The following is an 11,631-nucleotide window of genomic DNA, read 5'->3' on the forward strand; positions in this document are numbered from 1 at the left end:
GAGTACGAAACCGATCCCGATGATCACGCACGAGACGAATGCGACTGCCGGCATCACCCACATGTAATCCATGAAGAGGATGCTACGAGGGTTGCGGGGTTGATGTCGGGTTTCGACGCGGACCTCCACGAACTCCGGGCGTGACCGGTCACTGCCGTCGGTGTCGACGTCGATGAGGTTGCCGCTCGCACTGTGTGTGCTTCAGCTGGGCCATCAACACGCGATGGCAGTCTGAGGCCGACCCCGACAAGACGAGTGGGATCGAGGTCGCGTTCGGTGCGATCGCGCCGAACGCACCGAAGTCGTTCTGACACATCGACACCTCGACCGCCACGGCGAGGGTTGGCAGAGTATGCGCGATGCGGTCGAGCGCGGGTGGGACCTCGGCCGCTACGTGGAGCAGGCGGCGGTCGAGCATGCGTGAGATGGCGTGCTCAGGGCAGATACGTTCGCCATCACCCCGCGGCAAACACGTCCGTTTCCCGGTCGCCGCCCGACCAGGGCGGCACGACACGCTGCAAGCGTTCGGCCCGTAGGAAGTCGTCGCGTAGATCGTCGGGGAGTCCCTCGTACGGCGAGGTCTGGGAGGCATGGGTGGCCATCGCCTGCTCGCGCGCGCGACGATGACGTGCGGTGTCGATGACCGTGGTGATCAATTCCTCCGGGGTCCCCGGCACTTCCGCTGTCAGATGTTCCGACGACGGATTGTGTTGTGCGACATGGTTCAGCCAGCGTCGCATAAGATCCTGTGGAAGGCAGTGCAGATACACCCGGGGAACCGGCCACGCCGCTGTTCGGACCGCCGCGAGCGTCGCGTCCCGGATGCGGATGTGGTCGCGATGGCCGTCGCCGGCGTCGAGTGTGATCACCACGCCCGGGCGGAACTCTTCGACGCGCCGGCGGACCTGTGTGCTCACATCGTCGAAGGCGGCGCCGACGAGCGTATCGGGAGAGGCTCTCCCCGACATGCCGGAGTCGGTGTAACCGAGCAGGTCGATTCGGGAAACGCCGAGGAGCCGGGCGGCGTCGCGCAGCTCCCGTTCGCGAACCGTCGCCAGGTCTCCGGGTCGGATTCCGCTCTCCCGAGTGGGTTGGCCGGCCTCGCCGCGAGTGGCGCATACCACCGCGGTCACCGCGCCGGTGGCCGCGGCGTGCAAGAGCAACGAGCCGCATCCGAAGGTCTCGTCGTCGGGGTGCGCGACGACCAGCATGAGTCGGGGTGCCGTGCCGCTCATCTGGGCGGGCACAAGAACTCCTCGACGTGGCCGGCGATTTCGTCGGCGACCTCAAAGGTGGGGAAATGGCTGCGTGCGTCGAGACGCTGCACGTGAAACCACGGATGCTCGGAGGCAAACTGCTGCTGCGCGGTGAGCACCGCGTGGTCTGCGGGCTGCGCGTACACATGCAGTGTCGGACAGGGGGTATGGAGTGCCTCAAGTGCGGTGGCCGGGCTGTTCTCGGCGGTGAAGGATGCGGCGATCTCGCGACCGGCCCGACGCCAGTGCCGGAAGCCGTAACGTGCCATACCGGCAACGTACCCGTGCACCGCCGGGACGTCGACGTCCGTCGTCCACAAGTCGAACAGCCCGGCCCGAACTTGACGCCATGAGTCCTCGTCCTGCAGACCGTGGAGCGCATCGATGAAGCCGGGCGGTGGGCCCAGCGGCATCCAGTCGAGCAGCACGATAGCGGGAACCCGGTCGGGTCCGAGCCGGCGTCGAAGCTCGATCGCAAACCAGCCCGCGTGAGAAAGAGACAGCGGGACAACCTGCTTGACATCCGCGTCGGTGATCAGGGTGACGAGGTCGTCGACGATCGACGTCGAGTCGACCTGATCGCGGCGCGGGCTCGACGTGCCGTGATCAGGCAGGTCCGCCGACAGTGCACGCCGGTGCCGCGCCAGATGAGGAAGAAGCGGGTCGAAAACCGTTCGGTCCCCGCACCAGCCGGGCAGGCACAGAATGGCCGGCTCGCCGGTCCCGACGTCGTCGTATCCGATATTCGTCACGCTCGCTGCGGTCATGGCGCACCTCCGGGGTCTCCAGAATACTGCCCTTTGCAGTATTCTGAAATCACTAGACACTGCCCTGGGCAGTATGTCAAGGTCGACTCATGGTGACGAAAAGGACGACGACGTCGTATGCCGTGCTGGGGCTGTTGTCGGTGAGGTCGTGGTCGACCTACGAGCTGGCCAAGCAGGTGCGCCGCAGCCTCAACTGGTTCTGGCCGCGGGCCGAGCGCAAGCTCTACGACGAGCCGAAGCGGCTTGTCGAGCAGGGTCTGGCCACCGCCGCGGACGAAGGACAGGGCAAACGGCCGAGAACCGTGTATGAGATCACCCCGGCCGGCCGGGACGCGTTGCGCGACTGGCTCGGCGAGCCTCCGGCGCCGCGCTCGGTGGAGTTCGAGGGGATGGTCAAGGTGTTCTTCGCCGACGCCGGCACGCTGGCACAACTCGTCGCCACGCTCGACCGGATCGAAAGTGAGGCTTCGGTGCGACTCGAAGCCATCGCGGAGTTCGCCGCCACGCGGCCGTTGCCCTTTCCGCGGCGCGGACACCTCAGTGCCGTGGGTCTGGCACTGCAGTTCGAACAGGAGGATGCGGTGCGTCGCTGGGCGACATGGGCGCGGCGTCAGGCCGCGGCATGGTCCGCCGCTGACGATCCGGGGGAGTGGGACTACGCGGGAGTCCTCGAACGACTGGCCGATTCGCGATCAGGTGTGCGTGTCGGGGAGTCCGACGGTTAGCGCGGGCCTGGCTTTCCGGGTTCCGGTATCGGTCTCGGCGGAACCTCGGTGTCACAGTGCGCCCCGGGAGGACTCGAACCTCCGACCTCCGGGATGAGATGGCCGTTCGGATGACACCAATGATCGGAGAGCCCCTGACCAGGGCGTGCGTCATTGACACTCACCGCGATGGCGACCGTTTGTGCCGGGCATAGACGGTTTGGCTTGAGGCCGCATTGGGCGAATCCCATCGCGGTAGATTGACCGTGGGAGCAGCTACATCGGGGATGCTGCTGACACGCGCGCGGCATCCTGACGCCGCGAATCAAAGAACCCATCGAAGGCCGACCCGAACCCGTCACCGCGGAGCGCCGCCGGCTGCATTGGGGCGAGATTTGCGCCTACGGCGGTAGTTCCGAAATCAGCCGAACTGATTGTAGTTCGAAATGGCTAACGAAGTCATCCAATATATCGCTGGGTATGTGGACCGCGCGTGGGAATTATCTAATAAGCCAGCTAAGTGGAGTGTGGCATATTACGCTGTGCAATGTTCGACCGGAATTTTGGTAAGTACGGTTCTGCTTACGTTGCGTTTCAGCGCAATTATTGAGTTTAAGGAGACCAAAGCGATGAACAAGCCTGTCAAGGTCATTGGAGGGCTTTTCGGCGCTGTCGTTGTGATAGGTGTCATCGGGGCAATCGCAGGTGGTGGCGAGGACGATGCCAGCAATGCTGCAGCAGCCTCCAGCGCCACGACAACCGTGGAACAAGCGACCACTACCCAGGTGGTAGCCACCGAAGCAGAAGCACCCGCGACCGTCGACTCCACCCAAGCCGCGCCCTCACCCGCACCGTTTACCCGTGAAGTAACCCCTGGCCAAGCTAATGCTCTCGCCAAGGGCAAGCAGTACTTGAAGATGCAGGCGTTCAGCCACAGCGGCCTGGTTGAACAACTCGAGTACGAAGGCTTTTCGACGGCCGACGCCACTTACGGGGCAGACCACGTGGGAGCCGACTGGACTGAACAAGCTGTACGCAAGGGCAGACAGTACCTCCAGATGCAACCGTTCAGTCATTCCGGATTAGTAGAACAATTGACGTACGAGGGCTTTACACCAGCCCAAGCAGAAGCGGGAGAAACCGGGGCAGGCGTCTAATCCCGGAGGTCACTTCTAAACCCCTCTGGCCACCTTTCAACTCGGCGAGCGGGCTGACGCTGTCCTATGGCTGACGAAAATCTTACGTCCATTCTGGCGGCGAGGACTTTCCGAGTTTCGAACGTAGAGTAAAGGTCTGGGTGGTGCAGATGTTGTGCCAGGCCGATCGTCCATTTCCGGCGTGGAGGCGGTTGACATTTCGGCTCGTGTGCTAGTCCGCGGCGGCAGGCGAGTGCAGCACATACGGTATCGGGTGCCATCGAGTGCGAATCACGCTGCGTGTAGGTGTCGCGCCATTTGGATTTTGCATTGTGTTTGCGAGTGATGGTGGCTGTGGGGGATGGCCCAGCGTGTCAGCGCCGTTGCCCCAGACTGCATGCCTTGATACGGCAGGCGAGCGATCACGACGTCCGGTCGCATGGTCGTGACCACGGCCGTTGGATCTATGGTCCGAGCACGTCCGACCCGGTGTCCTCCCACACGCGCGCCGCCCTGAGCGTGGTTGGTAATAAGACTCTGTTGCCGTCGTGGCCTCGTGGCGTGGGTGCCGTGGTGGCGGTTGGCTCGATGCAGATGCCGGAATGAGTTGTGGAGCCGGGGCGTATGCGACCAATTTCCGACTGTAGTCTCCGCGATCGAATTATAGGTCGTTTTGGTGAGTGCTCGGCATACTGTCCGACGTCTGGTCTATGGTCGTCAAAATGGTTTCCGTTGAAGGGATTTGTTGGCGATGGCCGTAGCGGACGAAATCAAAACACTTGCTGCAAAGATCCGCGACAAGCGGGCAAGCATCGAAACTGAGGAAGCAACCAAGAACGCATTCATTATGCCGTTCATCTCGAACGTGCTGGGCTACGACGTGTTTGACCCGTCAGAGGTTGTTCCAGAGTTCACCGCCGATGTTGGTGTCAAGAAGGGAGAGAAAGTCGATTACGCCATCCTTATGGGTGGTCAGGTGCAAATTCTGATGGAGTGCAAGAAGATCGGTGATAGTCTCGACTTGCGGTATGCGTCTCAGCTGTTCCGCTATTTTTCGGTCACGTCGGCACGGATCGCTGTGTTGACGAATGGTCAGCAGTATCACGTCTATACCGATGGCGATATGCCGAACAAGATGGACGAGAAACCGTTCCTGATGTTTGACCTGCTCGACTTGGATCGCACTCTGCTACCGGAGATCGAGAAGTTGTCCAAAGGCTCGTTTGACCTGGACTCGGTGGTCAGTGCTGCGCAAGAGTTGAAGTACATAGGTGGTATCCGTCGTGTGATCGCCAACGAGATCAAGGAGCCTTCGGACGATTGGGTGCGGTACTTCGTTGGCAAGGTCTACGACGGCAAGGCCACGCAGCGCGTAATCGAGCAGTTCCGGCCGCTCGTGGTGATGGCTGCGGCGCAGTACATCAACGGCCAGGTTAATGATCGACTCAAGACTGCTCTTGGCGACGATGCCGACCAGGAGGCCGAGATTGTGACGCGTAGTGCGACACTGACGGCATCTGCGGCTGCTTCTGCCGAACCTGTGGCTGGTGCCGAGACGGCGATTTCGGTGACTGATCCTGACATTGTGACTACCGATGAAGAGCTGGACGGTTTCAACATCATCCGTGCCATCGCGGTGGCTGAGGTGGCGCCTGAACGCATTGTCTACCGGGATGCGAAAACGTACTTTGCAGTCCTGCTCGACGACAATAACCGCAAACCTATTGCCCGGCTGTACCTGAACGGGAAAAGTGTCAAGTACATGATGACCTTCGAGACGGGTAAGGATGGGACGCGCCGCGACATCGAATCTGTTGTGGACATCTACCGGCATGCCGATCACATTCGGTCCGTACTGCGCCAGTACGAGGGTGCCGTTGTGGCGACCTCACCCGCTAATCTTGACTGACAGATCAACACCTGGCCACCGTTCTTGACGTTGGGCCGGGATCAGCGTCGGGGATCGCTGGGATGAGTGCCCTGGGCGTCGGTTGTCAGGTTCCCGCTTCAGTGATCGCTATCGTTAGGGTCTGCTGTCAGCCACGACAAATTGGGTTTGCACGGCCGCTCTGAGCCTCTTCGTTCGCCGCCAACGCCCCGGAAAAGGTGACCCGTTCGGCTGCATGGACGGCTCCCCGCATAGCGAAATGTGGAAATGTGGCGGTTGTCGCATCCGTCGGGTCCTGGTCGTGCAAATCCTATGGGTGGCGGATCAGCGGTACTCATGCGGCATACCAGGCGAGATGTACATCGAGTGCGCATGCGGCGACGGGGCATCACGTACAAAGAGGCCGCGGTGAATTTTTGCCAAGAAGAAGTGGCGCAGTGGGAAACTCCTGTTCACGAGGCATTTTCATATCTCGAACAGGTTTCTGAGTGCCCCCGGCAGGATTCGAACCTGCGACCAGCTGATTAGAAGGCAGCTGCTCTATCCCCTGAGCTACGGAGGCGTGTGGTGCTGCGCAATCTGCAACACGTTTTTCGTTCTCCGCAGTTCAGGCTGGCATCTCAAGGGATTAGAAGGCCCTTGCTCTATCCACCTGAGCTACGGAGGCTGACCTGCCGCGGGGCGGCAGCGAGGGCGAGTATATCCCGTCTTAGAGTTGTTACATGACAAGCGCTGCTCCCACCGCCCCGGCCGATCCAGGCCGGGACGCGATGACCGAGCAGCGCGGTGTGGTCGCCGCCCTGTCGTGGGCGCTCGGGTGGCTGGCCGGGGTGGTGGCGATCGTGGTCACCGCGCTCTCGGCGGCATCGGCCGTCGAACTCGCCGGCGTGCCCGATCCGGGCTGGCTCACCACGTACGGACTCCCCACGGTGACGGCAATCGGTGAGGTCAGTGCGGCGATCGCGGTCGGCGCGGCGGTGTTCGCCGCTTTCTTCGTGCCGCCGCAGGCCGATGGTGTGCTCGACATCGGCGGCTATCGGGCGATACGGATCGCTGCGACCGCATCGCTCACGTGGAGTGTGTGCGCCGTCCTGATGATCCCGCTGTCGATCTCCAACGTCAGTGGTCAACCGCTTTCCGAGACCGTCAAACCCGCGAACCTCATCAGCGCCTATCCACAGGTGGCCGACGCCCGCACCTGGTTGTGGACCGCGATCTTCGCGGTCGCCGCCGCGGCCCTGGCCCGCGCGATCCTGCGGTGGGGATGGACCGTCGCGGTGATCGTTCTCGCCGTGCTGAGTCTGATGCCGGTGGCCCTGGCAGGCCACTCGTCGACCGGCGGAAACCACGACCTCGCCACCAACAGCCTGATCCTGCACATTGTCGGCGCGACGGTATGGATGGGCGGCCTGGTGGCGGTGGTCACTTACGCGCTCGCCGACGGACGATGGCGCGCGCTCGCGGTCGGGCGGTTCTCGCGGGTGGCGTTCTGGTGCATCGTCGTCGTCGGGGTCAGCGGCGTGATCAACGCGCTGGTCCGGGTTCCACTCGGCGACATGTTCACCGACATCTATGGTCGTCTGGTGCTGGCCAAGGTCGCGGCCCTGCTGGTTCTGGGCGCGCTCGGGGCGTGGCATCGGCGGGTGACGATCTCGCAGATCGAGAGCGATGGCCCCGGACGGTCGTTGTTCGTGCGGTTCGGGATCGTGGAGAGCCTGGTGTTCGCGGCCACGTTCGGTCTGGCGGTCGGGTTGTCGAGAACGCCGCCGCCGGCGGGGGACAGCGCGGACATCACGGCCGTCGAGAGCCAGATCGGCTACCGTATCGACGGCCCGCCGACGGTTGCCCGCATAGCGCTCGACTGGCGATTCGATCTGGTCTTCGGCACTCTGGCGATCGTCTTGGCCATCGTCTATCTGCGCGGTGTGGTCCGGTTGCGTCGGCGCGGTGATCACTGGCCGGTCGGGCGCACCGTGGCATGGACACTCGGTTGTGTTCTGTTGCTGTTCACGACGTCGTCGGGCCTCGGGAGATATGCGCCGGCGATGTTCAGCATCCACATGATCTCGCACATGCTGCTGTCGATGATGATCCCGGTGCTGCTGGTTCTCGGTGGCCCGGTCACCCTGGCGCTGCGCGCGCTGGCGCCGGCCGGGCGCGGCAATCCGCCGGGACCACGCGAGTGGATCCAGTCGGCCGTGCACAGCCCGGTGTCACGGTTCGTCACCAATCCGGCGATCGCCGCGATCCTCTTCGTCGGCAGCTTCTATGCGCTCTACCTCAGCGGGCTGTTCGCGACGATCGTGCCGTACCACGCGGCCCATCTGCTGATGAACGTCCATTTCCTGGTGAGCGGCTACCTCTTCTACTGGCTGGTCATCGGGATCGACCCAGCCCCGCGTCAGGTCGCGCCGGTGGCGAAACTCGGCATCGTCATGGGGTCGTTGCCGTTCCACGCGTTCTTCGGGATCGCGTTGATGATGACCAGCGGAATCATCGCCGAGACCTATTACCGCAGCCTCAACCTCCCGTGGACCTACGACCTGTTCGACGATCAGCGCGTCGGCGGTGGGATCGCTTGGGCTGCAGGTGAGATCCCGCTGGTGGTGATCATGCTCGCACTCTTGGTGCAGTGGCGCCGCCAGGACGACCGGCAGGCCCGTCGCTACGACCGCCGGGCGGATCGGGACCACGATGCCGACCTCGAGGGCTACAACGAGATGCTCAAGGAACTCAACAAGGGCGGCTGATCCCGGCGATCACCTCCGCGTTGTCCACAGATGTGCTCGCGGAGCGTTTCGGCTCGCTTTCCTGGTCCATGCTGGCTCCAGTCACGGACGACCGTGGCCAGGACGAGTCGGAGGAGTCGAGCATGTACGAGACCTACACCACCGTGATCGGGACAGCGGTATCCGAACCACGCCGTCGTCACACCACGACCGGCGAGGAGGTGATCTCCTTCCGTGTCGCCTGCAACTCGCGCCGGATCGACAAGCGAACCCAGGAGTGGGTCGATGGGCCGACGTTGTACCTGACGGTGAGTTGTTGGCGGAAGCTGTTGGCCGGGGTCGGACTCGCCATCGCCAAGGGTCGCCCGATCATCGCGCACGGACAGATCAAGACCAACGAGTACGTCACAGCGGACGGGGAGAAGCGCGCCGACCTGGAGATGACCGCCACCGCGGTCGGGCTGGATCTGAGCCGGTGTGTGGTGAGCTACCAGGGAACGCCGGGCACCGCTGACTGTTCAGAGCCGTCGGCGGTGCATGCGCGCACCGCCGATGAGCAGCGTGCGGCCTGACGCTGTGCGAACCCTGATCAGGGGCGTCGGCCTCGACAGGACATCCGTCAGTGGCGGGCGCGGAGTTCTTCGCCGCCGAAAATCAGGCGCTCGCCGAGGTCGGCCTGACGGGTGGCCTGGGTGACCTCGACGGTGTAGAGGTCATCGCCGATCTGACCCGCGATCTTGCCGAACATCCCTTCGTGTCGGCATGGGGTCCGATCACATGCGCAGATGACGGCGACGGGTTCGCCGACGAGGTGGCCAATCCTGTGACGGAACGAGGGGCCGTGCCCGGACTCGGTGCTCCCATCAGCCGTGCGCACCACGTTCGCGGACACCGTCTGCGTCGGTCCGGCCGCGCGAGATGAATCGGTGGCCTCGAGGGCTGCGCGGACACGGCGCTCGACCAGGAGTGGGACGAAATCTCGGACGTGTGCGTCGGCGTAGTCACCCAGGATCTCGCCGACGATCCGCTCGACCTCGTCTGGTGCACGATCTGGGAATGCGGTGCGGATCCGGTCTCCGACGTCATGGAGCTGTTGTTCTTCGTCGTACTCGATCACGAATCCAATGGTACTTTCCAGTCCATTTGTGCCATTGGGTAGAAAGTCCTGATCAGGGGGTGATTTCGGTGACGCTGATGCCGTGCGTGTGAGGCCCGATACCGGTTGACGGGACACCGCGGGGTGTCCGCAGCGGCGTCCGGACGCAACACACTAGGCTGGAACGAGTTGTGGCATCTGACCGGATGCCCCGAGTTGGCCGAAGAGATTCGCGCAGGAGCTCGATGCCGGCAACGAGACCGTCGGCAGAGGGACCGCGACAACCGACACGCAGGGTCTGAAGGAGATTTCGTAAGTGGCTGAGTTCATCTACACCATGAAGAAGGTACGGAAGGCTCATGGTGACAAGGTCATCCTCGATGACGTCACCATGTCCTTCTACCCGGGCGCCAAGATCGGCGTCGTGGGACCCAACGGCGCAGGTAAGTCTTCGATCCTGAAGATCATGGCCGGCCTAGACCAGCCATCCAACGGTGAGGCCTTCCTCGACCCTGACGCCACCGTCGGCATCCTGCTGCAGGAGCCACCTCTCAACGAGGAGAAGACGGTCAAGGAGAACGTCGAGGAGGGGATGGGCGAGATCAAGGTCAAGCTCGACCGCTTCAACGAGATCGCCGAGCAGCTCGCCACCGACTACTCCGACGAGCTGATGGAGGAGATGGGCAAGCTCCAGGAAGACCTGGACAACAACGACGCCTGGGACCTCGACTCGCAGCTCGAGCAGGCGATGGATGCCCTGCGCTGCCCGCCCGGTGACTCTCCGGTCACCCACCTGTCCGGTGGTGAGCGCCGCCGCGTCGCGCTGTGCAAGCTCTTGCTGCAGAAGCCCGACCTCCTGCTCCTCGACGAGCCGACCAACCATCTCGATGCCGAGAGTGTGCTGTGGCTCGAGCAGTTCCTCGCCTCCTACCCGGGCGCCGTGCTCGCCGTGACCCACGATCGCTACTTCCTCGACCATGTGGCCGGCTGGATCTGTGAGGTCGACCGCGGCAAGCTGATCCCCTACGAGGGCAACTACTCGACCTACCTGGAGAAGAAGGCCGAACGCCTCGAGGTGCAGGGCAAGAAGGATCAGAAGCTCCAGCGCCGGCTCAAGGAAGAGCTCGCCTGGGTGCGGTCGGGCGCCAAGGCCCGTCAGACCAAGAACAAGGCGCGTCTGGCGCGCTACGAAGAGATGGCCACCGAGGCGGAGAAGACGCGCAAGCTCGACTTCGAAGAGATCCAGATCCCGACTCCGCCCCGTCTCGGTGATGTGGTGGTCGAGGTCAACAACCTCGACAAGGGCTTCGACGGTCGCGTGCTGATCAAGGATCTGTCCTTCACGCTGCCGCGTAACGGCATCGTCGGTGTGATCGGTCCCAACGGCGTCGGCAAGACGACTATGTTCAAGACCATCGTCGGACTCGAGGAGCCGGATTCGGGCACCGTGAAGGTGGGCGAGACGGTCAAGCTGAGTTATGTCGACCAGAACCGCGCCAACATCGATCCCAAGAAGAACGTCTGGGAGGTCGTCTCCGACGGTCTCGACTTCATCGAGGTCGGGCAGAACGAGATGCCGTCGCGCGCGTATGTGAGCGCCTTCGGATTCAAGGGCCCGGACCAGCAAAAACGTGCTGAGGTGCTGTCGGGCGGTGAGCGTAACCGGCTGAACCTCGCGCTGACGCTCAAAGAGGGTGGCAACCTGATCCTGCTGGACGAGCCGACCAACGACCTCGACGTCGAGACCCTCGGTTCGCTCGAGAATGCCTTGGAGAAGTTCCCCGGCTGCGCCGTGGTGATCTCGCACGACCGGTGGTTCCTCGACCGCACCTGTACCCACATCCTTGCGTGGGAGGGCAACGTTGCCGAAGGTCAGTGGTTCTGGTTCGAGGGGAACTTCGAGGCGTATGAGGCCAACAAGATCGACCGGCTCGGTGCCGACGCCGCCCGGCCACACCGGGTGACCCACCGCAAGCTCACCCGCGACTGACGACGACCGTGGTCGGTTGGTAGGGGCGGACACACCTCCCGAAGGCCGACCACGGCGCCGCGGTG

General features: G+C 63.2%; 9 protein-coding genes and 1 tRNA gene. 6 read left to right on the forward strand and 4 right to left on the reverse strand.

Annotated elements, in window-relative coordinates:
• Positions 1 to 455: 455 nt before the first annotated feature.
• A complete protein-coding gene (locus ACVT6V_RS15400; RefSeq protein ID WP_489900654.1) occupies positions 456 to 1,247 on the reverse strand; it encodes a PIG-L deacetylase family protein in 792 nt (263 codons plus the stop codon).
• Positions 1,232 to 2,023, reverse strand: coding sequence for an alpha/beta fold hydrolase (locus ACVT6V_RS15405; protein ID WP_489900655.1), 792 nt, complete (start codon positions 2,021 to 2,023; stop codon positions 1,232 to 1,234). The genes ACVT6V_RS15400 and ACVT6V_RS15405 overlap by 16 nt, the downstream gene beginning before the upstream one ends.
• 89 nt (positions 2,024 to 2,112) lie before the next feature.
• On the opposite strand from ACVT6V_RS15405, the gene ACVT6V_RS15410 reads away from it, so the two are divergent.
• From ACVT6V_RS15410 to ACVT6V_RS15420, 3 genes are all read left to right on the forward strand, one after another.
• Positions 2,113 to 2,748 carry a PadR family transcriptional regulator gene (locus ACVT6V_RS15410; protein WP_489900656.1) on the forward strand — a complete coding sequence of 212 codons (636 nt, stop codon included), beginning with the start codon at positions 2,113 to 2,115 and terminating at the stop codon, positions 2,746 to 2,748.
• 425 nt (positions 2,749 to 3,173) lie between these two features.
• Positions 3,174 to 3,884, forward strand: a complete 711-nt coding sequence (locus ACVT6V_RS15415) for an Ltp family lipoprotein (RefSeq protein WP_489900657.1) — start codon at positions 3,174 to 3,176, stop codon at positions 3,882 to 3,884.
• A 730-nt stretch (positions 3,885 to 4,614) separates the two neighbouring features.
• The gene (locus ACVT6V_RS15420; RefSeq protein ID WP_489900658.1) at positions 4,615 to 5,772 is read left to right on the forward strand and encodes a type I restriction enzyme HsdR N-terminal domain-containing protein; all 1,158 of its coding nucleotides are present in this window, start codon (positions 4,615 to 4,617) and stop codon (positions 5,770 to 5,772) included.
• Between the two features lie 468 nt (positions 5,773 to 6,240).
• On the opposite strand, the gene ACVT6V_RS15425 is transcribed toward ACVT6V_RS15420, so the two are convergent.
• Positions 6,241 to 6,313: transfer RNA gene (locus tag ACVT6V_RS15425), tRNA-Arg, on the reverse strand.
• Between the two features lie 160 nt (positions 6,314 to 6,473).
• Between ACVT6V_RS15425 and ACVT6V_RS15430 the strand changes: the two genes are divergently transcribed.
• Both ACVT6V_RS15430 and ACVT6V_RS15435 read left to right on the forward strand, forming a co-directional pair.
• Entirely contained in the window at positions 6,474 to 8,501 is a 2,028-nt protein-coding gene (locus tag ACVT6V_RS15430; protein WP_489900659.1) for a bifunctional copper resistance protein CopD/cytochrome c oxidase assembly protein, read from the forward strand.
• Between the two features lie 122 nt (positions 8,502 to 8,623).
• Positions 8,624 to 9,052, forward strand: coding sequence for a single-stranded DNA-binding protein (locus ACVT6V_RS15435; RefSeq protein ID WP_489900660.1), 429 nt, complete (start codon positions 8,624 to 8,626; stop codon positions 9,050 to 9,052).
• A 47-nt stretch (positions 9,053 to 9,099) separates the two neighbouring features.
• On the opposite strand, the gene ACVT6V_RS15440 is transcribed toward ACVT6V_RS15435, so the two are convergent.
• Positions 9,100 to 9,597: a three-helix bundle dimerization domain-containing protein gene (locus ACVT6V_RS15440; protein WP_489900661.1), complete on the reverse strand. Its 498-nt coding sequence runs from the start codon at positions 9,595 to 9,597 to the stop codon at positions 9,100 to 9,102.
• A gap of 295 nt (positions 9,598 to 9,892) precedes the next feature.
• On the opposite strand from ACVT6V_RS15440, the gene ettA reads away from it, so the two are divergent.
• Positions 9,893 to 11,566, forward strand: coding sequence for an energy-dependent translational throttle protein EttA (ettA, locus tag ACVT6V_RS15445; protein WP_489900662.1), 1,674 nt, complete (start codon positions 9,893 to 9,895; stop codon positions 11,564 to 11,566).
• Positions 11,567 to 11,631 lie beyond the last annotated feature (65 nt).

The organism is Gordonia sp. LMA167 (assembly GCF_058130025.1).